The sequence below is a fragment of the Plantibacter sp. RU18 genome (genome assembly GCF_050613355.1).
Taxonomy (GTDB): domain Bacteria; phylum Actinomycetota; class Actinomycetes; order Actinomycetales; family Microbacteriaceae; genus Plantibacter.
Genome location: NZ_CP159618.1, coordinates 1,440,198 through 1,459,472, shown reverse-complemented (window position 1 = coordinate 1,459,472; position 19,275 = coordinate 1,440,198). Strand labels below are relative to the sequence as shown.

The 19,275-nt window shown below is 63.9% G+C and carries 24 protein-coding genes, 1 pseudogene and 1 other annotated feature; of the genes and pseudogenes, 9 read left to right on the top strand and 16 right to left on the bottom strand.

Annotated elements, in window-relative coordinates:
- Positions 1-631 precede the first annotated feature (631 nt).
- Positions 632-1,038, bottom strand: a pseudogene (locus ABMA10_RS07135) (recombinase family protein); the annotation flags it as partial.
- 337 nt (positions 1,039-1,375) lie between these two features.
- On the bottom strand, positions 1,376-2,689 hold the full coding sequence (locus ABMA10_RS07130) for an MFS transporter (RefSeq protein WP_431031349.1): 1,314 nt from the start codon (positions 2,687-2,689) through the stop codon (positions 1,376-1,378).
- 89 nt (positions 2,690-2,778) lie between these two features.
- On the opposite strand from ABMA10_RS07130, the gene ABMA10_RS07125 reads away from it, so the two are divergent.
- Positions 2,779-3,525: a helix-turn-helix domain-containing protein gene (locus tag ABMA10_RS07125; protein WP_431031348.1), complete on the top strand. Its 747-nt coding sequence runs from the start codon at positions 2,779-2,781 to the stop codon at positions 3,523-3,525.
- 677 nt (positions 3,526-4,202) lie between these two features.
- Here the strand turns inward: ABMA10_RS07125 and ABMA10_RS07120 are convergent.
- Complete coding sequence (locus ABMA10_RS07120; protein ID WP_431031347.1) at positions 4,203-5,348, bottom strand: amidohydrolase; 1,146 nt, start codon at positions 5,346-5,348, stop codon at positions 4,203-4,205.
- A gap of 475 nt (positions 5,349-5,823) precedes the next feature.
- Positions 5,824-6,285 carry a hypothetical protein gene (locus ABMA10_RS07115; protein WP_431031346.1) on the bottom strand — a complete coding sequence of 154 codons (462 nt, stop codon included), beginning with the start codon at positions 6,283-6,285 and terminating at the stop codon, positions 5,824-5,826.
- A gap of 621 nt (positions 6,286-6,906) precedes the next feature.
- Here ABMA10_RS07115 and ABMA10_RS07110 point away from each other — a divergent pair.
- From ABMA10_RS07110 to ABMA10_RS07085, 6 genes are all read left to right on the top strand, one after another.
- Complete coding sequence (locus tag ABMA10_RS07110) at positions 6,907-7,092, top strand: helix-turn-helix domain-containing protein (protein WP_431031345.1); 186 nt, start codon at positions 6,907-6,909, stop codon at positions 7,090-7,092.
- The gene (locus ABMA10_RS07105) at positions 7,089-7,376 is read left to right on the top strand and encodes a hypothetical protein (protein ID WP_431031344.1); all 288 of its coding nucleotides are present in this window, start codon (positions 7,089-7,091) and stop codon (positions 7,374-7,376) included. The genes ABMA10_RS07110 and ABMA10_RS07105 overlap by 4 nt, the downstream gene beginning before the upstream one ends.
- Positions 7,377-7,875: 499 nt before the next feature.
- The gene (locus ABMA10_RS07100) at positions 7,876-8,205 is read left to right on the top strand and encodes a tyrosine-type recombinase/integrase (RefSeq protein WP_431031343.1); all 330 of its coding nucleotides are present in this window, start codon (positions 7,876-7,878) and stop codon (positions 8,203-8,205) included.
- 388 nt (positions 8,206-8,593) lie between these two features.
- Positions 8,594-9,442, top strand: coding sequence for a tyrosine-type recombinase/integrase (locus tag ABMA10_RS07095; protein WP_431031518.1), 849 nt, complete (start codon positions 8,594-8,596; stop codon positions 9,440-9,442).
- Positions 9,443-9,610: 168 nt separating this feature from the next.
- Positions 9,611-9,955, top strand: coding sequence for a hypothetical protein (locus tag ABMA10_RS07090; RefSeq protein ID WP_431031342.1), 345 nt, complete (start codon positions 9,611-9,613; stop codon positions 9,953-9,955).
- 56 nt (positions 9,956-10,011) lie between these two features.
- On the top strand, positions 10,012-10,398 hold the full coding sequence (locus ABMA10_RS07085; RefSeq protein ID WP_431031341.1) for a hypothetical protein: 387 nt from the start codon (positions 10,012-10,014) through the stop codon (positions 10,396-10,398).
- 66 nt (positions 10,399-10,464) lie between these two features.
- On the opposite strand, the gene ABMA10_RS07080 is transcribed toward ABMA10_RS07085, so the two are convergent.
- The 6 genes from ABMA10_RS07080 to ABMA10_RS07055 form a co-directional block, all read right to left on the bottom strand.
- Positions 10,465-10,665, bottom strand: a complete 201-nt coding sequence (locus ABMA10_RS07080) for a phage holin (protein WP_431031340.1) — start codon at positions 10,663-10,665, stop codon at positions 10,465-10,467.
- Positions 10,662-10,880, bottom strand: a complete 219-nt coding sequence (locus tag ABMA10_RS07075; protein ID WP_431031339.1) for a hypothetical protein — start codon at positions 10,878-10,880, stop codon at positions 10,662-10,664. The genes ABMA10_RS07080 and ABMA10_RS07075 overlap by 4 nt, the downstream gene beginning before the upstream one ends.
- A 96-nt stretch (positions 10,881-10,976) precedes the next feature.
- Complete coding sequence (locus ABMA10_RS07070) at positions 10,977-11,603, bottom strand: murein hydrolase activator EnvC family protein (protein WP_431031338.1); 627 nt, start codon at positions 11,601-11,603, stop codon at positions 10,977-10,979.
- Positions 11,604-11,612: 9 nt separating this feature from the next.
- Positions 11,613-12,374, bottom strand: coding sequence for a hypothetical protein (locus ABMA10_RS07065; RefSeq protein ID WP_431031337.1), 762 nt, complete (start codon positions 12,372-12,374; stop codon positions 11,613-11,615).
- The gene (locus tag ABMA10_RS07060; protein ID WP_431031336.1) at positions 12,371-12,646 is read right to left on the bottom strand and encodes a hypothetical protein; all 276 of its coding nucleotides are present in this window, start codon (positions 12,644-12,646) and stop codon (positions 12,371-12,373) included. The genes ABMA10_RS07065 and ABMA10_RS07060 overlap by 4 nt, the downstream gene beginning before the upstream one ends.
- A gap of 43 nt (positions 12,647-12,689) precedes the next feature.
- Positions 12,690-12,959 (bottom strand): hypothetical protein, encoded by a 270-nt coding sequence (locus ABMA10_RS07055; protein ID WP_431031335.1) that lies wholly within the window; start codon positions 12,957-12,959, stop codon positions 12,690-12,692.
- Positions 12,960-13,018: 59 nt separating this feature from the next.
- Between ABMA10_RS07055 and ABMA10_RS07050 the strand changes: the two genes are divergently transcribed.
- A protein-coding gene (locus tag ABMA10_RS07050; RefSeq protein ID WP_431031001.1) for an IS3 family transposase occupies positions 13,019-14,238 on the top strand; the annotation gives its coding sequence in 2 pieces (ribosomal slippage) (positions 13,019-13,298 and positions 13,298-14,238; 1,221 coding nt in all).
- Positions 13,297-13,410 (top strand) — a sequence feature (AL1L pseudoknot). (Overlaps the previous gene by 114 nt.)
- Before the next feature lie 77 nt (positions 14,239-14,315).
- Here ABMA10_RS07050 and ABMA10_RS07045 read toward each other — a convergent pair.
- From ABMA10_RS07045 to ABMA10_RS07035, 3 genes are all read right to left on the bottom strand, one after another.
- Positions 14,316-15,665, bottom strand: coding sequence for a hypothetical protein (locus ABMA10_RS07045; protein WP_431031334.1), 1,350 nt, complete (start codon positions 15,663-15,665; stop codon positions 14,316-14,318).
- Between the two features lie 88 nt (positions 15,666-15,753).
- Complete coding sequence (locus ABMA10_RS07040; protein ID WP_431031333.1) at positions 15,754-16,095, bottom strand: hypothetical protein; 342 nt, start codon at positions 16,093-16,095, stop codon at positions 15,754-15,756.
- An 88-nt stretch (positions 16,096-16,183) separates the two neighbouring features.
- On the bottom strand, positions 16,184-16,453 hold the full coding sequence (locus tag ABMA10_RS07035) for an HNH endonuclease (RefSeq protein ID WP_431031517.1): 270 nt from the start codon (positions 16,451-16,453) through the stop codon (positions 16,184-16,186).
- Positions 16,454-16,544: 91 nt separating this feature from the next.
- Here ABMA10_RS07035 and ABMA10_RS07030 point away from each other — a divergent pair, with 91 nt between their 5' ends.
- Complete coding sequence (locus ABMA10_RS07030; RefSeq protein ID WP_431031332.1) at positions 16,545-16,715, top strand: hypothetical protein; 171 nt, start codon at positions 16,545-16,547, stop codon at positions 16,713-16,715.
- A 5-nt stretch (positions 16,716-16,720) separates the two neighbouring features.
- On the opposite strand, the gene ABMA10_RS07025 is transcribed toward ABMA10_RS07030, so the two are convergent.
- From ABMA10_RS07025 to istA, 3 genes are all read right to left on the bottom strand, one after another.
- Positions 16,721-16,990, bottom strand: coding sequence for a hypothetical protein (locus tag ABMA10_RS07025; protein ID WP_431031331.1), 270 nt, complete (start codon positions 16,988-16,990; stop codon positions 16,721-16,723).
- 209 nt (positions 16,991-17,199) lie between these two features.
- Positions 17,200-18,009 carry an IS21-like element helper ATPase IstB gene (istB, locus tag ABMA10_RS07020; RefSeq protein ID WP_347868871.1) on the bottom strand — a complete coding sequence of 270 codons (810 nt, stop codon included), beginning with the start codon at positions 18,007-18,009 and terminating at the stop codon, positions 17,200-17,202.
- Positions 18,006-19,262, bottom strand: coding sequence for an IS21 family transposase (istA, locus tag ABMA10_RS07015; protein WP_347868913.1), 1,257 nt, complete (start codon positions 19,260-19,262; stop codon positions 18,006-18,008). The genes istB and istA overlap by 4 nt, the downstream gene beginning before the upstream one ends.
- Positions 19,263-19,275: the final 13 nt, after the last annotated feature.

Here is a 19,275-nt window from a genome sequence, read left to right as displayed (position 1 = left end):
GATCTTGGATGGCAACAGAACGCGCGGACAACGTGCTCGCTCTAGACAAGCGTTTGCCGGCCACAAGCGGTCTCGCGATCGACGCCACAATCGTGCGACGACATCACTTCGACCTGCGATTCGAGCCACGAGCGAACAGCAGCTTGATGTCACGGTGACATCCCGGCTTGGAAGTCCTCGTCGGCATGCCGTCGATAAGATCACCCGCGGCCTCGGCTTCGGCACTCCGTCGGGGCGACGGCCGCGAAGCGGGATGGGCAATCCGAAACGAGATCGCCCACGACTTCTGGTCGGCGACTCAGCCCACGTTACGACCGTAGATGGCCTCTGCGGAGCTTCGGTAGGCGCTCTCGGTAGGTGTGATTCCTCGCAGCGCCGCTTGCTCCGGGTTCTCGCTTGTCCGGGTGGGGACGGTCCGTTCGATGGTCTCACGCAGCCGTTCCTGCGATGCGCCGGCACCCCAGGCGTATTCCTCGGCGGCGCTCCTAACCCCGGCGGTGTTGTGCCACCGTTCGGTCTGGAAGGGGATGCGCGCTCAGCGAGTCGGCGCGCGAGACGCTCCTCCTCGCCCTGGCTGGTCGCCTTGAGCTGGTTATTGGCCGGTCCGAACACGTACCGGAACCGCAGGCGGTCGATCAGCTGTGATCCCTGCGTTCACCCGCTCGGTGATCAGCTCGCGTTCATACTCGGCCAAGGTGGCGAGCATATTCAGCATCAGCCGGCCCGACGTCGTCGACGGGTCGATCCCGTCCGAGATGCTCTTCACCGGTATGTCACGCTCCCGGAGCAGCTTCACATTGTTCAGCACATCGATCAAGGATCTTCCGAGGCGATCGACCCGCCACACGACGACGGTGTCACCAGGCTGGGCCTGCTCGAGGAGCTTCTTCATCCCGGGGCGTGAGATCGCGGTCCGACTGCTTGAGGTGACGTCGGCGAAAAAGTCCCGCCCATGCACGCCCGATCGACCGGAGCCTCAACCTGCAACCTCGCGTCTTGGCTCCTGATGCTGACCCGCGTATATCCAAGATGTCTCACGGATCCATTCCGTCTTGGAAATGGCTAGAAGCGTCGGAGCGAACTCACTTCGCGGTGAGACGAGTGTCCAAGACAGATCGCGTCCCCAAATTCCGCCGTTTTCCTGAGGCGCGAGGGAGGCTTCCCATGTCTCGAAAACTTTAGATTTTCGAGACATCTCGGTGCCCGTCTAATGGTCGCAAGCTTCGTCTGGGAGACTTGGCCGCTAATAACCAGCCCCAACCAGTCGGGGATTGCTTTCATGAGTTGGAGGGTTTCTACAGATGTGCAGCAAGTCGGATCTCTGCGGTGGATCACCTGGCAGTCGAGAAATGACATCGAGAATCCTCGACCCCTGTCACTCCTGGTCGCATTGCGGCGGTCGCGAAAGGTGCGAACGAGAAGATCGATAGTTGGTGAAAGAGCTGTAGCTGCGGGCGAGGACGGCGATGGTGACGAGCAGGAGGACGCCGCCGAGCACGGGCGGCAACCAGAGGGCACCGACGGTGGCAAGCGTTCCGACGAAGAGGTCTCCAAGGCGGGGACCGCCGTTGATGACAACGGTGAAGACACCTTGGAGGCGACCACGCATGTTGTCCGGCGCTGCGCTCTGCAGGATCGTGGTGCGGAATATGGCGCTGGTCTCATCACTCGCTCCGGCCACCGCGAGGAACAGCAGTGCGAAGACGAGGGAGGAGGGAGCGACTGCGGCGTCCATGCCGCGGTGGCCCGTTGCAAGGAGTACGAGCCCGAACGCACCGATGCTGGCCGCGTAGATGGCGATGGACCAGCTGACTGCGAGGCCCTGCCGAGAGATCCGCACTAGCCGGCCGCTCAGCACGCTAAGGAGGAGAGCTCCGACGGCGAACGCTGCCGTGAAAGCACCCACGGTCGCGGCCCCTCCTCCGATGATCGTCGCGCCCACGGCAGGGAAGAGGGCATTCGGTCTGGCCAGTGTCATGGCCGCGATATCGACGAGAAACGACGCACGGACGACGGGAGAGCCTCGGAGGAAGGCGAACCCTGCTTTGATCGACCGGATGCCGGGGGCATGCCGTTCGCCTTCGGGAATCAGTGCGGGGAGGGTGTAAGCGGCAGCCAACGCGCCCAAAAACAGGACGGCATCGATCGTGTAGGTCCAATTGAACCCGACGGTCGCGACGAGGACCCCGGCGAGGGCGGGACCTGCTGTGACAAACAACCCGGCCGAGATGCCGCCAAGTGCCGCAGCGGCGGGGAGAAGCTCTGGCCGCACGAGTTGCGCAATCACAGAGGTGCGGGCAATGTTCACCACCGCTCCCGCGACGGAATTCACGACCGTAAGCATGTACAGCACCCACAACGACTGCCCGCCCATCCACGCGAACACCGCGAGCCCGATCGTGGATGCCCACGCCACAAGCGACGCAGCAAGCAGAACCCGCCGCCGGTCGAAGGCATCCACGAGCATTCCGCCGTAGAGGCCGGCGACGATCAAGGGTGCCAACCCCAGGACGCCCACAAGTGACACTGCGAGGGTGGAATGACTCAGCTCCCATACCTGCAAGCCGACCGCGATCACGGTCAGCTGGACACCGAGGCCGGACACCAGCATCCCGGACCACAGACGAGCGAAAGCGGGAGACTCGCGCAGCGGGCTCACATCGACCAGGAACCCGCCCGCGGTACGCATTAGAAGGCCCCGCCTAGGGCGCTGGAATTTACTCATACTCCGACGTTCGCAGTCTTGCCCGGTGACGGCTTCCGATAATCTGATGCACTATGCGGGAAATCAGCCACGAACCAATTGCGGGCACCGGCGTGGAACAGCACGAGGGCGGGGCCCTGATCCCGGCGCACGTGCACGACGACGACCAGATCGTCTATGTAAACTCGGGCGTTCTCGCAGTGACGACACGGCTGGGAGCGTGGGCGGTGACCCCGGAGCGGGCAGTACTCATCCCCGCCGGTGCCTGGCACGAACACCGCGTGCTCGGGCGGAGCAGCGTGCACACTCTAGGCCTTGGCAGCGGCACCCCCGCCTCTGCACACGGTGGTACTCCTGTCATCCTCCACATGCCCGCCCTGCACCGCGAGTTGCTACTCGCACTCACAAGGAAAGAACTCCACCCGGACGCGAGCGTAATAGCGAAGTCTCTACTCGTCATCCTCGCTGCGGGATCCTCGACGAAAGGGCTCCACCTCCCCAAACCCACGGATGCCCGCCTGGCCAGAGCCTGCTCCATCGTCGAGGCGAACCTCAGCGAAAGCCCTTCCCTGAGCGAGCTGGCAGCGCGGTGCGGTGCAAGTGAACGCACTCTCAGTCGCCTCTTTCACACCCAGTTCTGCTTGACCTACCCACAGTGGCGGTCGGTTTGCAGAGTGTTCCACGCCTCCATCGCGCTGACCGAGGGGCGAACAATAACCGAGACTGCAATTGCCTACGGGTGGGCAACACCCAGCGCATTCAGCACCACCTTCGCCCGCCTAACCGGCCACACTCCTACTGCGTACCAACGCTCTCTGTAATTGAGGCCGCCAGGCCGGCGCGAACCCACGAGTTTGGGACGCGACGCCGACGTGCGGTACCTACGGTCAACTGCGAATGGCGCGAGCGATTCGATCGTCCGCGTCCGCGACGAGGGTCCGACGAGCTTCAGCATCGCCCTGCTCTGACTCCTACACGAAAACGGGGGTGCGCTCGGCCACCCGCGACCGGCTGTTCGGAGCCGCCATCCGCATCCTCGTTATCGGCATTGAAACGACACAGAGCAATCACAAAACACCGCCATAGAGCGCCAAACTCCACGACTCTTGCGAACCCCCACAGCATGAGCTAATCCCAATGCCCCCCGTACTCGCACTATCCCGGATCCGCCCTGCGACCGTACTCGGAAGGTCTGGGAGCCCCGTAATCCGAAACCGCGCCAGCCGACGACGCTCCTTCTCCTGAAGGTGCTCCTCCTGCCCCCCTCCCCCGAGTGTCGCCGCCGGGGCTGCGAACTCTTGGACTGCCGGTTCGCTGAGAGTGGGCTCGGAGGGTTCGTGAGTGTGTGATGTAGGGGCCATGGCCGTGGCGGGTTATCGGGACCGGTAGGGGTGTCAGGAGCGGACGATGACGACGGAGTCCTCCTACGTGTCGAGCCCGTCCTGGACCAGCGCATTGCCGAGGAGGCGCATTGCCGATCCGGTGAGGCGCTAACGCCTCACCGGAAAAACTCGGTGGCCGCACTCGTGAGCGTCCGCACCCCAATGTCGATGAGTTCGTCAGGGAAATCAAAATCCGGATTGTGCAGCTGTGGTGAACCCTGGCCGCGGTCAGAGCCGAGAAAGAACATGGCGGAAGGAGCGACAGCGCGGAACAGGCCGAAATCCTCCGACCCGCGCTCAACTACACCCGTCGTATGGGCGATGCCATCCTTGTCGAAGGCGCGTCGCAGGAGCGCGACGGCATCCGGATCATTCTCGCAGTGGCGAAAGACGTCGTGTTCCTCGAACGATGCGGTGAGGCCATCGCGCTCGGCTACGCTGCGCGTCACACGCTCGGCGTCGACACGAAGAGCATCCATTCCGTCGTCGCTCATCGTGCGCAAGGTGACCCAGACTTCTGCGTGCCCGGGCGCGACACCGAATGCCTCCTCCCCGAGAACGGCGTGTGTCACGGTGACGAGGCGGTAACCAGGACCAGGCACACCCCCGAACCCCAGGGCGGGGAGCGAATCGAGCAGCGCCGCGACCGACGCCGTCGGCGAGATACCGTCTTCAGGCGCGGATGCATGCGCAGTCTGGCCGTCAAGGATGATTCGCAGACCGCGCGATGCACAATTGACCACCCCCTCGTCGAGCACGACCCGACCGAGTGGCTGGGACGAAAGGTTATGCAATGCGAGAGCCATATCGGGCCGCATACTTTCAAACGCCGGATCCGCCAAGACGGCGGCAGCACCCAACGCGTTCTCCTCAGCCGGCTGGAACATCAGCACCACTCGCCCGCGCTTAGGCCGGCGACGCCCGAACATCAACCCCACCCCCGCAAGGATGGCCATGTGCCCGTCGTGACCACAGTGATGGCCTATGCCGCTATTTTCTGAGCGGTATGACACGTTGGTCACTTCGATGATCGGAAGGGCGTCGAGCTCAGCGCGCAGCAGCAGCGTCGGTCCGGGATGAGCACCATAGGTCACGGCAACTCCGTGACCGCCGAGACCAGTCACGATGCTGTCAGGCGCGGAGCCGTCGAGAAACTCCACGACTGCGGACGCCGTCTTTGCCTCTGTGCCAGCGAGCTCTGGAAGACGGTGCAACCGTCGACGGAAGTCAATCAAGCTCCCGAGATCGGCGCCGGAAAGCACAGGATCTGAAGTTACTCGATGCACTGGCGCCCCTCTCGTCGACGGCCGCGACCAGTCTTCGTGATCGACCCAGGATCGGTGTATGTACGCACCGCTCACTGATGCGTTGGCGCACTGTGGGGTTGATACAGGCGCGAGCGCAGGACGGCCTGTTGTTCACAGGAGAAGTGGCGTGCCTCCTCGCCGCCGTCATCATCGCCGTGGTCAGGCGTCGACGCCCTCAGTATCGAGCCATCTGAGCCACATAGGTTGCCGAGATCAGCGGCATACCCGGAGTCTTCGCTCAATGCTCGCTGCTGAGGGGCAGGTTGACGCGGCTCGCGATCGGCCAGCGCCCCTCGCGCAGGGTAACCGTACGGACCCTCCGCTCCTCGAGGAGCTCATGCACGGTGGAGAGGTCACCGTCAAGTGACCTGCTAGCAACACCCCGGCAGGGAGAGAGGTTAGCCGGGGGGGCGTTGCGGTAAGGGGTCAGCTACTGACGGGCGTGGGTGACGATTTCATCGGCCAGCGTGACGAGTGCGAGAACGACTGAGGTCATGCGGGTGGGATCTCCGAAATAACCGCTGGGGAGCTGCGCACGGATCAGTCCGCTGCGCTGAGAATCGTCGAGCTGTTTGCCGACCGACGCCGACAGGAGGGCGTGTGCGTGACTCATGTCGTCGTGGTTGACAGCGTTCGGGCCGACAGCGTTCGGGCCAAGTGGTGGAATAACAGCGTTGGGCGTATGCGTGAAGGCGGCCAGGCACCCTGTCAGGGTTCCCTCCACAAGGAGAGGGGCTACGAGCGAGCTGCTGAATGCCGCCACGAGCGTGTCTTCATCGGCAATGTCTTCTAGCCCATACCCCTGGCCAGCATCGACCACGAGAGCCCGCTCTGCAGCTTCCGCTGCTTTCTCGTACAGCGCTCCCGGATTTACAAAGATTGAGTTCGACATGGGTTTCCCTTCATCGTGCGGCGGTTGCGTTGGGCGCAGCGTTGGCGTTAGTCAGGTGCTCATCCTGACACTGGCGAGCGACAGCGTCCACGGGGCTAGCCCTGCCGCTGCGATCCAGGGCCGAGCCGGACCTGATAGCGGAAGCCGCGGCGACTGCCGAGGTGGACATCCGCCTGGGTCCGAGAGACGGCACTCGAGGCCGCGCGACGGAGTCATGGTGTTCAGATGCAGTCGTTAGCGCACCGTCGCCACGACCACCAGCTCCATGAACTGCCGCAGGCGGAGGTCGCTAGCTCAGGATGCCGCCCCGGCGCTCAGCCGAGACTGTGCGGACTCGCTTAGGCCAAGCGACTCACACTTTTTCACTCTAACGCGAGTGCACCATGCGTCATCTCGGCACACACCCTCCTGGAATCACGCGGAAGTTCGCTCCAGTGAGCCACCGTTGCACGACAGTTGGTAACTTCAGCTTCCCAAGCCGATATCCCGCGTGAGCGTGCCTCTGGTGCTCCGCGAGACGAGTTCTCACGCCGTCAGTCCGCAGAAGTCCGCACGTTCGAAAGGTCGATTGCAAGAGCAACTGAGGATGCCCAACCCGGGCACATTGCCGAACGGACCAAAATGCCTATCGAGGAACTCATGTTCACCCCGGAGGAAGCGGCGGAGTCGCTCGGCGTCGGACGCTCCACGATCTACGACCTCATGCGGCTGAAGCGGCTCAACAGCGTCAGGATCGGGCGGTCTCGCCGCATCCCCGCGACAGCACTTCGCGAGTTCGCCGAGCGTCTCACCGACTCCACTCCGTGATGACGCAGCGAGCCAATGGTGAGGGTTCGATCTACAAACGGAGCAACGGCAAATGGTGCGGAGTTGCGTTCGTGCTCGCCGCCGACGGAGCACGTAAGCGGCGGACCGTCTACGGGCATACGAAAGCCGAAGTGACGGGTAAGCTCCGAGACCTCATCTCTCAGACCGAGAGCGGAGTTCCCGCAGCGGTATCGGGTTGGACGGTGCAGTCCTATGCGGGCTATTGGCTCGAGCACATCGCGCCGAGCAGTCTGCGCCCAACAACCCGCACGAACTACGAATGAGTACTGAGGAAGCACATTCTGCCCGCCGTGGGCTCGAAGAAGCTCGAACAACTGACGCCGCAACACGTGCGGGAGATGCATACGTTGATCGGTCGCACCGGCGTCTCGGCACACACCGTTCGACTTGCACACGCCGTACTGCGGAGCGTGCTCAGCGAGGCGGCGCGCGAGCAGCACATCGCACGCAACGTCGCGTCCCTGGTGCGCACACCAAAGATCGAGCATCACGAGGTCGAACCCTGGACCGCAACCGAGGCCTCGACCTTCGTCGATTCGAGCAAGGGATCCCAATTCGCCGAGTTGTACACCGTCGCCCTCACCCTCGGGCTCCGACGCAGCGAGCTCCTCGGGCTCCGCTGGTCCGATATCAGCGCAGAACGAACTCCGCTGCGCGTCCGACAGACAGCCCCCAGGGCCGGTGTGGGGCAAGGAATCACCATCTGCCCCACTAAGACGGCTCGATCCAAGCGGACACTCCCCCTGCCCCAGCGCACGGTGGATGCCTTTCGGAGGCGGTAATCGTCACAGCGCGCCGACACGCGTGCGGCGGGCGACACATGGTGGACAGCGGACTCGTCTTCAATACGACCCTCGGCACTCCCATCGAGCCGAGCACCTCCGCCGCAGCTTCGACCGCGACATCCTTACTGCAAACGTCAGGCGCATCCGATTCCACGATATGAGACACACCTGCGCATCGCTCCTCCTCGCCGAGGGCGTCCAGATGCGAGTCGTCATGGAGGTCCTCGGGCACGCGAACATGGCCATCACCTCAGACATCTACTCACACGTCGCGCCGACGACTCTGAGAAGGCCTCGGAAGCGATGAACAGCGCGCTGAGTGGACCGCACGAAGGGATGGCGTGAACCGGAATCGTGCACTGTCGTCCGCTGAGATTCAGGGCCGCTCGTGGGGCCGTTGCTGTATGCGTTGCTGTACTTTCGACGCCATGCGACATTTATCGCGCGGTTCCTGCGTCATCACAATGAGGTCAGCAGGCCGAAAAATAGCCGCTGACCTGGGTTTTCCAGGGCAACGGCCGGGTGATGCAGATGGAGCCGCCCAAGGGAATCGAACCCTTGACCTTCTCATTACAAGGTTCAGGGTTCGCTGGAGGCCGGGTACCTGCTGATCGGCTGCATCATCGCTCAGGCGACCGGTGGCGCGCGCCGCGTCCTGCGACAAGGTGACCCAAAATAGGGTCTTCTGCGTGAATATGAACCATGAAACACCAGACTTGCAGTCCGTCCTCGCTTACTGGCGGGTGTGGCAGGAGTCCCAAGGACTTTCTGAACGCACGATCCAAGAGCGCGCTGATGTCGTCACCCGACTGATGGAGCATGCAAACGTCGAGCCGTTGGCGTTAACGCCCATGGCGATCATGACGTTCGTGGCTCGCAAGACACTGTCGACGAATACGCGCGGCACCTACCATGCGTCGATTCGCGCCTACTGTAGCTGGCTCGTGAAGACCGACCAGCGCGTCGATGACCCGTCCACGAAGACCCCGACACCTAAACGAGTGAAGGGCAAGCCGCGTCCCGTGTTCAGCAATCAACTGCTGCTCATGCTGGCGATCGTCAACCGTCGGCGCACTCGCACGATGATCCTCCTCGCGGCCCTTGCCGGTATGCGCGTGCACGAGATCGCGAAAATCCATGGCAGTCACATCGACCGCGCCAACGGCGTCCTTCGAATCACTGGCAAGGGCGGACTCACACAAATGGTCCCCCTCCATGACGAACTCGTCGCTGAGGCTCTCTCATACCCGGAGAATGACTTCTGGTTCCCCGCGTACGCCGCACAGACCAGCAGCGAGCACGTAACACGGCAGGGTGTGTATGCCGCGATCAAAGGCGTCATGGATCGGGCTGGGGTGGAAGGGACACCACACCAGTTGCGGCACTGGTACGGAACAAGCCTGCTCGACTGCGGCGTCGACGTTCGCGTCGTTCAACGCCTGATGCGCCATCAGTCGCTCGATACCACAGCTATCTATACGGAGGTCAGCCTCCGCAAGGAACGCGAGGGCATCAACATGCTCGAACTGCCCCGCGCCGCGTAACCGCTCGGGCGGAACGCGCCGTCGCGCTCCGCCCCTCCGGCTACCGGATCCCGGCTTGTCTCCGAAAGAACGCTTAATCCAACATCAATAGACGCGACCCTCCCGGCATTCAATATCGTCACCACAAGAGGCCCAAACGGTGTCCTCAACCAAGAGAAGGCGACAACGATGTCCAAAATGCTCAAATCCGTATTCGCTTCCGGGCTTCTCGCGTTGCTCCTGACCGCTGGAATCCCGGCAGCCGCCCATGCGGACCAGGTCGCGACCGTTTCCGTCTCTCAGAGTCAATCTGACGGACGCAACGTCGCATCGGGAACGCCTGCCTCTGCGAATTCGACAGACGTGCAACCCGACGAGCGCAAGCCATGCCTGTACGAGTACGGCTCACGATGCGTGACCTGGGTGACGAACGACTACACCTGCAAGAACATCTTCCAGATCACCACTAACTATGAGAAGCGCAAGGCGTGCTCGATCTACGCCACGGTCGGGATCGTCACAGTCTGGCCCTGATGGAAGCGCGCAGCTCCCGGAGCACCGTCCTCCTGGGAACGATTCTCGCAACCTCCATGCTGGCTCTCACCGCTTGCGCGCAGATCGATGACTCCTTCTGCAACGAATACGCATCGGCATGGAACGACTTCGCGGAAGTGCGCGACGGCAGCTCAGCCACGGCTCAGGAGGTGATCGATGCAAGCAAGACAATGCGGGATCGATGGGCCAAGCTCTCCGCCGACGAAGACGTACCCTCATACGCCCGCAACATGGTGGGCATAGCTGAGTCGAGTTTCATGTCGGCCTGGACCGCAAGTTCCAGTTTCGATCGCAAGGCCTACCAACAGTCGTGGATCAACGGGCGAGACTACATCGCTCGCCAGTGCTCCGAAGCTGGATTCGACATCGAATTCAACGGTGAAGATGTGCCAATCGAGTCGCCCCGCCTGGGGGCTGACTGACAGCACGTCTAAAGCCATGACGCTCGAGGGGCGTCCGATCATCTCGGTCGGACGCCCTTTCGTGTGTCATCGTTTTGCGTGTCTGCCGTGTGTGGGTGTGGTGTTGGCGGCTGCGAGGCTGAGTCCGAGGATCGCGGTGGCGAGGCCGAGCCAGAGGGCGGCTTGTTCGTGGGTGAGGAGTCCGTATCCGGTGGCGAGGGGTGTTGCTGCGAGGAGGATGCGGTAGAGGTAGGCGCGGGCGTTGCGGGATGGTTTGCTGATGGTCATGTGTCTTCCTTGAACAGGCCTGCCGGTGGTGGGGGTGGGGGTGCGCCCCGGCCGCGGTAGATGTGGTCGATGAGGGTGCGGCAGTACAGCCACAACGAGCGTTCGCGTCGTTCGACGGCGTGGATGCGTCGTTCGAGGGAAGCGGTGCGGGCGACGATCCACGTGCATGCGGCCGCGATGAGCGCGAGGAGCGCTTCGGGTATCCATTCAGGCATCACCACCCGCACCTCCCTGGGCGGCCGTCGCAGTACCAGCCCGCACGCGCCCGTGGGCAGCGGCCGAGCGCGCACCGCGCCCGCCGCCACCAGGCCCTACCGCCCCACACGCTTTGCGACCTTGTCCGCGAGGAGATCACCGCGATGGTTTGCCTCGCCGACGAGGGTTGTCACGATGTCTTCGGTGAGGTTTGGGATTTCGCCATAGACGAGGCGGTTGGCTGCGAGGGAGAAGTCGCCGGGGTGGTTGTAGGTGTAGCCGTGGGTTTCAGACACGAACGCGATGGTGCCTCGGGGGACGCTGAGGATTTTGGGCATGGTGATTCCTTCCAGACTGGTGATGAGATGGGTGAGGGGATCGACGGCGGTTCCGTCGGGCTGGTGGAGTTCTTGGTGCAGGTGCACGAACTGGGTGCCTGTGTCGCCCATGACCGCGATGGGGCGGCCGATGGCGACAGCGGTGCCCGTGCGGGGTGCGGTGCCGTCCTTCAGATGGGCGAGGAGTGACCACCAGCCGCCTGCATGGTCGATGAGGACCCGGTACCCGTAGGACCCGTACCAACCGGACGCGGTAACCGTGCCGTCAGCCGGGGCGAGCACTTCGAGGTCCGCGGGGGTCTTGTCCCCGTGGCCGATGTCGATGCCGACGTGCAGGAAGGGTCGGCCGATGTCTTCGCCGTGGCGGGTGGTGATGCGGCCGCGAGCCGCGCGAATGATCTGCATGATGTGCTCCTAGGTGTTGGGTCCGAGATAGGTGGCGAAGATGCGGCCGGTGATCGGTGCGGCTGCTCCGACGTTGCGGTAGAACCCGAACGTCACCGGCCCCGGGGTTGCGATGACCACGTCCGGCGTGGTGGCTGCGCCGTGGTCTTCGGTACCGGCACCGGCGGCGAGGCCGAACCGGAACGCTTCACCGCCGACGGTGAGGTCCACGAACGAGCGGGTGCCGAGCTTGGCCGGGGAGGCGAGGAGGTCGAACCCGAACCGGTACACGCCGGGGTTTCGGAGCGTCAATCCTGCCGGGATCGGGGCGAACAGGTCGGCCGCACGAGAGGACGACACGGCAGGTTTCAGGGTGAGTGCACCGATGGGGTCCACGCCGGTGCCGGAGGACGAGAACGCGACCGCATACTGCGCGCTCATCTGTCCCGCGGGATACCAACCGGCAACCGCACGGCCTGCCTTGTTCGTGGCGGCGTTGTATGCGGCGAAGTACCGTTCGGTGTGGCCGGTGTCCGTGCGGATCACCATCGGCCCGCGCGCTTGCAACGCAAGCTGCGCCGCTGCGGTGGCGGGTTTACCGAAGTGCGCATCACGTGCAGCCTCCGACGGTGCGACCCGTACGTCCGGGTTACTGGTGGGCGGGATCGACGCCGCCAGCAGCGCGGCCTCGATCGACAGCGCCATGGCCTCCTGGTTCGTGCCGTGGTCTTTGGGCTTCTCCCGACTGTCGGGCCACTTGATGCCGAAGATGGGTGTTCGTTGGATGGTCATGCTGCTCCTTGGGTCACGGCTGCGAAATCAGCCCACGTGATGGCATCGTCGAAATCCGCATAGGTGGCGGTGTCGTTGCTCACCCAGGTGGTGAACGTCACCGGCTCCCCGGGCGAGGTCCGCGCGGGGGCAAGGGTTGGGGTGATGATCCACCCGCTGTCGAAGGTCAGGGTGCCGCCGATGATCTGGAACAGCGGCCCGTGGTTCGGGAGCCCTGCCGTGTATGCGCCGGGGAAGAACACCGGGGCGGGGGTGTCGAACGTGGTGAACAACACCCGCACCTGCGCTGGCGTGAGTTGCGGGTGGCGTTCGATGTCATAAGAGGCCCTCGGGGACGGTGCGGCCGTTCAACGCTGCGACCAGCGGGCGAAGCGCTGCCCCGAGGGCGTTCACCCCGGAATCATGCACCGCCATCCCGGACACCTGATCCGCAGCAGACCTGCGGTGGCTGGTGCGCACCGACAGGGTGCGGCGCTTGTCCGCAACACCCGGGACGGGGAAGTCATTCGCGACGGTTGCGTCGGAGAGTTTCGGGAACACCCAATAGGAGCCGTCCTTCTTCTCCGGCGGGAACCACTTCGTCATCGACTGTGTCTTGCCCTTGGTTTGATGGAGACTCTGATCGTCCTGAAAGGATGAGGAGTATGCCAGCTTTGAGGAAGTACCCGGCGGAATTGAGAGAGCGTGCAGTGCGCCTTGTGTTCGAGGCGCGTGATGCGGATGGGGGCCGCCGTGGTGTGTGTACCAGGATCGGCCGGCAGCTTGGTGTCCCGTCGGACACGTTGCGTGGCTGGGTCCAGCGCGCCGAGGTCGATGGGGGTCTGCGTTCGGGGACGTCCACTGATACTGCGGTTCGCCTGGTCGAGGTGGAGCGTGAGGTGAGGGAGTTGCGGCGGGCGAACGCGATTTTGCGGAGCGCGTCGGTTTTCTTCGCGGCGGAGCTCGACCGCCCACACAGCAGATGATCGCCTACATCGATGAACACAAGGAAGAGTTCGGGGTCGAGCCGATCTGCAGGGAACTGCCGATTGCCCCGCAGACGTACTATGCCGCGCGGTCTCGGCCGCCCTCGCAGCGGTCCGTCAGTGACGAGGACACCGTGGTGAAGGTCCGTGCCGTGCACCAAGCGAACTATGGCGTCTATGGCGTCCGGAAGGTCCATGCGCAGCTGCGTCGCGATGGCCACCGGGTGGCCAGGTGCACGATCGAGCGGCTCATGCGTCGGGAGGGTCTCCGCGGGATCTCGCGGGCCAAGGGGCCACGCACGACGATCCCTGGGCCATTCACGGATCGTCCGGGGGACCTCGTTGACCGACGGTTCACCGCACCTGCACCGGACTGCCTCTGGGTTGCGGACATCACCTACATTCGGACGTTCTCCGGCTGGGTGTATGCCGCGTTCGTATTGGACGTGTTCTCCCGCCGGATCGTGGGCTGGCAGCTCTCCACAACCATGCACACCGAGCTTGCCCTCGATGCTCTCGAGATGGGCGTCTGGACGCGGCAGCGTGCCGGCCGGGACCTGTCACAACTTGTCCACCACTCGGATCGCGGAGTCCAATATCGTGCCGTGCGCTACACCGACCGCCTCGCTGAGGCAGAAGCAGTCGCCTCGGTTGGGTCCAAGGGCGACAGCTACGACAACGCGATGGCCGAGGCGCTGAACTCTCTATTCAAGGCCGAACTGATCCGCAACCTCGGCCCGTGGAAGGGGATCGACGAGCTCGAGATCGCGGTCGCGGAATACATCGACTGGTACAACCACCGCCGACTCCACGGCGAGATCGGACACATCCCACCCGTCGAAGCCGAGAACAACTTCTACACGCAACTACCCACCATCACCGTGATGGAACGGGTCTAACCGAGCCTCTACCAAACCCGGGGCTTGACAGTTCGTGACGTGGACGCGTCCAGGTGGATGCTCATAGGTGGGGCCTTTCAGTAGACGAACGGGGAACCGATGGGTGTTTCGCGGTGGTCGTATGCCCAGAGGCCCACGGCGACCGCGATGAGTGCGGCGATGGGGCCGGTGGAGTGTTTGCGGCTGAATCGCCACATGTCGCCCGAGGGCCGCAGGACCGCGTGCATGACGGCGAGGGTGAGAGTTTGGGAGCCGTCGTGCCGGAGGGTTTTGTCGTCGCGGGCGGCGTTCAGCAGGCCCATGCATGCGGTGCCGAAGTCACGCATCCCGATCTTGTACAGCGGCACGCCGCGGCGTTCCAACTCGTCGTTGATGACCCGGGTGTCCCCACCGTCATCCGCGGCAATCGCGAGGGGCTTCCACGCCGTGTGGAGGTGTTCGATGAGGTCGGCGAGCCAGACCACGCCGGGGGCTGCGTGCACGACATGGGTGCACGGGTTCCCGTCCGCGTCACGCCACACCCCATACACGACAGCGGACTCGTTACCTGCAGCGACCTCGTACGCCAGGACCACCTCCGAGCGCTTCGGTGCCGGATCGAACTGTGCGGTGAGCGCGGCGAATGCTTCGGCCTCGATCAGGGCGTCGACGGACATGGTGCGGCGGTTCATGTAGCCGCGCATCCACTCCGCATACGGAATGTTGATTTCGGCGCGCAGTGCGTCTTCACCGATCGTGTTCCCCAGCGCCGGATGAAACGCCCACCAGGTGAGGGGGTCATAGGGGTCGAGGCCGTCGGGCATCGACCACTCGAAATACGCAATGCCTGCTTCGCCGTTCCGGCCGCGCTCCACAAGGTCGTTCATGAACCCCGACAGGGCGGTGCCCTGGGTGCTGACGAACCACTTCTGCGCGACCCCTGCGAGGGTGATCATCGCGGGCGACACCGCGCCGACGAGGGAGTCCCCGAGGGCTTTGGAGTACTTCCAGATTTCGTCGTAGTCGACCCAGTGCGGGGTCTCGCCGTGGATCGCGGACGGCAGCGGGCTGAACCGGGTCAGCGATGCCCCATTCGCGGGCAACAACAAACCCTCCGAACCAATGGAGTAGCGAGGGCGGAACATGCCCGACAGGGGTGACATTGTCACCTGCTCGATCAGCGCCTTCATCCGCTTCCCAGCGTCATTGCCGGTCTGAGCGGTCGAGAACGCGCTCAGCCCAGGGCGGGTCATCATGCGGTGCACCCGCACAGGCCCAAGCACCGTCGTTTTCCCCGACTGACGCGGCACCGTGATGACCACCGATGCGTAGTGGTAGCAGCGTTTCCCGAGGTGGATGTCGTTCTCCGATTCCCCCGGCCCGAAGATCCGGTACTCGGTCGCGACGTCCACCACGTACTGCTGCCAGGGCATCAGCTCGATGCCCATCAGCCGGGCAACCCGAGCCACCTCGCATCCCTCGGTCCGCCACGACGGGTCGCGCTTCGTCGTCGCCGGATGCGGTGGCGGTGCGAATTCAAACATCGTCAGGGTCGAGGATCACCGCGAGAGCCTTCTCGAGCAACGACGCGGACACTGCGGCAGGCTGCGGGAGCATCTCGAACACTTCCTTCATCGCCCGCGTCAAGTTCGCCCGCCCCGACGCCGCATCCCGAGTTGAGGCACGGTCCAACGATTGGGCGGTGACGATCGCGAGGGCGACCTGACCGGCGTGGTGGTCCTCGATGAACCCCTGCGTGCGCAACGCCTCGATCTGTTTCCGGGTTTCCCGCTCCACATAGCCGGCCTTGTCCGCATTCGGCTCGGATGGTCCCATTCCGGGCAGAAAGGCGACGTTCTCAGCGTCAAGTGCGGTCACGGTCGTGGCTCCAATCGGGTGCGGAATTCCGCACTTTTTTTGTGAGAGATGGGGGAGATATGGACATGCTGGCGCGGGGTGTCCTGGCCTAGCCCGAAACAAAAAACCCGAGACCGGACTCCACCGGGGCGGTCAGATCGCGGTTCCCTCGCGACTCGTTACACCGCTGATGAGCAGGACGAAGATTCGCGTAGTCATACACCGCACCACCATGACTTCGAGCGATGATGTGATCAGCCGAATCAGCACCAGGCAAGCCACACAACCGGCAGATCGTCCCGTACCGTTCAAGCGTCCCAGCGACGTACTCCTGCGCCTTCCGACCACCCCACACCTCCCCCACATCACCGGTCGGCATGGTCACCCACCCCGATCGCGGGGCGACCTGGATGCACCCACCCGGACGCGACAAGTCGTCTCGTCATGACACGTTCAGTAGCGTGACCGATATGACTATCAATGAGACGTGGGCGATGGGCGTGCTGCTCGTCCTCGCGTGCAGCTACATCCTTGGCCTCGTGATCGTGCTGTGGGTGCTGTGGGCGCTCATGCGCTCCGCCGTGCTGTCCGCGCTGCGGCAACACGACTTCGACCTCCGACAGCGTGCGTCCGGCCAATAGGCGACTCATGCGCTCGGCTCCGTCCCGACGAGCAGTTCCGTGGTGGCATGCGCTGCGGCACGCTCGCGTGCAGTAGCTGTCAACGCGACCATGAGCGCGGCGGACCAGGACGGCAACCAGGCACCGGTAGCCGTCAGACCAGACCCGCGCTGCGCGATCCATCCCCGGCCGTACTGGCCTGTGGACGCACCAGACCGGTACACGCGCCACTTCGGCAGCACACTGGCGTCCGGGGCGGCTGTGCGGACGGGACGGGGACGAGTGTTCACAGTCACGCGCTGCGTCCGTCCGACTCGGCAGCCCGCGCCCAACCACACGTGGCCTGATAGCAGGCGCACGTGCCATACGGGGTCGGCCCGTGCTCCGGTACACTCTGCGGGTGCCTGATCAAGACCTCTTCCAAGCTTCCCGCGACGTGTTAGCGCCGAGCTAGAACGGACCCCTTTGCGCCGGTCTGGGGTGGACCCCTCTTCGTTGGTTGAGCTTAGTTCTTCTCTGTCTGCTTGATGAGGTCGCGGCGGCCGTGGGTGCGGTAGGAGTCGCCGGAGAGGGTAAGGACTTCGGAGTGGTGGACGAGGCGGTCGATCATCGCTGCCGCGACGACGTCGTCGCCGAACGTCTCACCCCAGCGGCTGAACGGGAGGTTCGAGGTGACCATGATCGAGCCTTGCTCGTAGCGAGATGCGACGAGTTGGAAGAACAGGTTCGCGGCGTCCTGGTCGAAGGGGATGTAGCCAATTTCGTCGATGATGATGAGTTTGTAGCGGCGGATCTTCTTCAGCTCGGCCTCGAGCTGCCCCTGGTGGTGGGCGGCCGCGAGTCTCGCGATCCAGTTGTTCGCGGTGTCGAAGAGGACGGAGTATCCGGCGTGGGTGGCTTTGACGCCGAGCCCGATCGCGAGGTGCGTCTTCCCGATCCCGGGCGGGCCGAGCAGGATCACGTTCTCTGCTTTCGCGACGAACGTCGACGTCGCGAGGTGCGCGAGGACGTCTTTACGCAGAGACGGGAGGTGATCGAGATTGAAGTCCTCGAGGGTCTTGACTGCGGGGAAGTGCGCGGTCCGGATCCGCATCGTCGTCCCGGCGGATTCACGGTCCGCGAGCTGGCGTTCAAGGACGGCTGCGAGATATTCCTCATGCGCCCAGTTCTCGACCCTGGCGCGGTCCGCGAGGTCTTCCCAGACCCGCCCGATCGTCGGGGTCTTGAGAGCTCTGGCGAGATAGGCGATCTTGGATGCAACCTGCTCGGTGGTCTTCGGAATAGGAGCGTCGATCGTGCTGCTCTTGGAGGTCATCGTGCTTCTTTCTCGTATTCGGTTTTGGTGGTGAAATCGACGCCGAATAAGGCGTCGTAGTCGGACAGCGCCCGAAGTTGGACCCGATGCCCGTCCGGGTGCTCACGAACCCCGGAGGGCTTGGGCCGTTGGTAGTGGGCGCGTAGCTTCGCCGCCGCGGTGACGTGCCCGGGATCGGTGATCGTCATCCCGTTGCGCAACGACCGGGCATGCCGTCCCGCGGCCTGTCCGGCGCAGGAGATCGTGACGTCATCAAGCGTCGCGCGAACATCGACGAATCGGCCGATGAACCGAGGATCGACGGAATAGTCGTTCCCATCGAGACGGACGTAATAATCCCGGGCCAGTCTGATCCGATGCGTGAGACCAGTGACAGGGGGCTTCGCCGGAAGTGGGAGCATCGCCGCCCGGTCAGGGACAGCGAGCTCGACGGGACGGGCAGCGATCGCACGGACCTTCCGCTGATTCGCTCTGGTCTCCAACCAGGTCGTCATCTGGGCGTTGAAGTCATCTCGGTCTTGGAAAATCCGGCCGGGCAGGAACGAGGTCTCCAGAAAGCGGTTCGCGCGCTCGACGATGCCCTTCGTCTCCGGGTCTCGTGGCGGGGCCAAACGCAGCCTGGTCGCCAGCGTCCCCACGAACGTCGCCGCGAGGACGGTGGGCTTGCCCAACCCGCCGATCGCAGCCTCTCGATCCCAGAGCAACGATTTCGGCACCCCGCCGAACCTCTGCAGCAGCGACCACATACCCGCAGTGAGATCACCGCCCTGCCGAGACGGCAGCATAATCGCCTCGATCCGCCTGGAGAAGCCGGACACCATCACCAACACCGGCAAGACACGATCCTGGCCCCCGCCGACGGGAACTCGCGCCTCAGGGAACCACAGATCACACTGGATCACCTCACCCGCCTGATACGAGAGCCGATCCGCGGGATCGATGCCTTGATACTCCGGCCGCAGCTCAGACACCCGCTCCCGAAACAACGACGGCGAGAACGTCCAACCGACACGCTCCGCGATCACCGTCGCCGGCATCTTCGGATACTCCATCAACAGCGCACGGATCTGCGGCACGAAGACATCGATCTTCGAACCCCGCGGACCCCGCGACCGATCCGGCGGATCCTCACCCCGCAACGCCCGACGGACCGTGTTCCGCCCGATCCCAAGATCCCTCGCGATCTGCTTGATCGGAACCTTCTCAGAACGATGCAACCGCCGAATCTCTGCCCACGTATCCACTGAAATCATCCTCCTAGCTTGA

Excerpts from the sequence above, each read along its gene's own strand:
- ABMA10_RS07130 (WP_431031349.1), bottom strand. The coding sequence starts at position 2,689 with ATGCGTACCGCGGGCGGGTTCCTGGTCGATGTGAGCCCGCTGCGCGAG.
- ABMA10_RS07125 (WP_431031348.1), top strand. The coding sequence starts at position 2,779 with ATGCGGGAAATCAGCCACGAACCAATTGCGGGCACCGGCGTGGAACAG.
- ABMA10_RS07115 (WP_431031346.1), bottom strand. The coding sequence starts at position 6,285 with ATGTCGAACTCAATCTTTGTAAATCCGGGAGCGCTGTACGAGAAAGCA.
- ABMA10_RS07110 (WP_431031345.1), top strand. The coding sequence starts at position 6,907 with ATGCCTATCGAGGAACTCATGTTCACCCCGGAGGAAGCGGCGGAGTCG.
- ABMA10_RS07100 (WP_431031343.1), top strand. The coding sequence starts at position 7,876 with ATGCCTTTCGGAGGCGGTAATCGTCACAGCGCGCCGACACGCGTGCGG.
- ABMA10_RS07095 (WP_431031518.1), top strand. The coding sequence starts at position 8,594 with ATGAACCATGAAACACCAGACTTGCAGTCCGTCCTCGCTTACTGGCGG.
- ABMA10_RS07090 (WP_431031342.1), top strand. The coding sequence starts at position 9,611 with ATGTCCAAAATGCTCAAATCCGTATTCGCTTCCGGGCTTCTCGCGTTG.
- ABMA10_RS07085 (WP_431031341.1), top strand. The coding sequence starts at position 10,012 with ATGCTGGCTCTCACCGCTTGCGCGCAGATCGATGACTCCTTCTGCAAC.
- ABMA10_RS07080 (WP_431031340.1), bottom strand. The coding sequence starts at position 10,665 with ATGACCATCAGCAAACCATCCCGCAACGCCCGCGCCTACCTCTACCGC.
- ABMA10_RS07075 (WP_431031339.1), bottom strand. The coding sequence starts at position 10,880 with ATGCCTGAATGGATACCCGAAGCGCTCCTCGCGCTCATCGCGGCCGCA.
- ABMA10_RS07070 (WP_431031338.1), bottom strand. The coding sequence starts at position 11,603 with ATGCAGATCATTCGCGCGGCTCGCGGCCGCATCACCACCCGCCACGGC.
- ABMA10_RS07065 (WP_431031337.1), bottom strand. The coding sequence starts at position 12,374 with ATGACCATCCAACGAACACCCATCTTCGGCATCAAGTGGCCCGACAGT.
- ABMA10_RS07055 (WP_431031335.1), bottom strand. The coding sequence starts at position 12,959 with ATGACGAAGTGGTTCCCGCCGGAGAAGAAGGACGGCTCCTATTGGGTG.
- ABMA10_RS07045 (WP_431031334.1), bottom strand. The coding sequence starts at position 15,665 with ATGGGCATCGAGCTGATGCCCTGGCAGCAGTACGTGGTGGACGTCGCG.
- ABMA10_RS07035 (WP_431031517.1), bottom strand. The coding sequence starts at position 16,453 with ATGCCGACCGGTGATGTGGGGGAGGTGTGGGGTGGTCGGAAGGCGCAG.
- ABMA10_RS07030 (WP_431031332.1), top strand. The coding sequence starts at position 16,545 with ATGACTATCAATGAGACGTGGGCGATGGGCGTGCTGCTCGTCCTCGCG.
- istB (WP_347868871.1), bottom strand. The coding sequence starts at position 18,009 with ATGACCTCCAAGAGCAGCACGATCGACGCTCCTATTCCGAAGACCACC.
- istA (WP_347868913.1), bottom strand. The coding sequence starts at position 19,262 with ATGATTTCAGTGGATACGTGGGCAGAGATTCGGCGGTTGCATCGTTCT.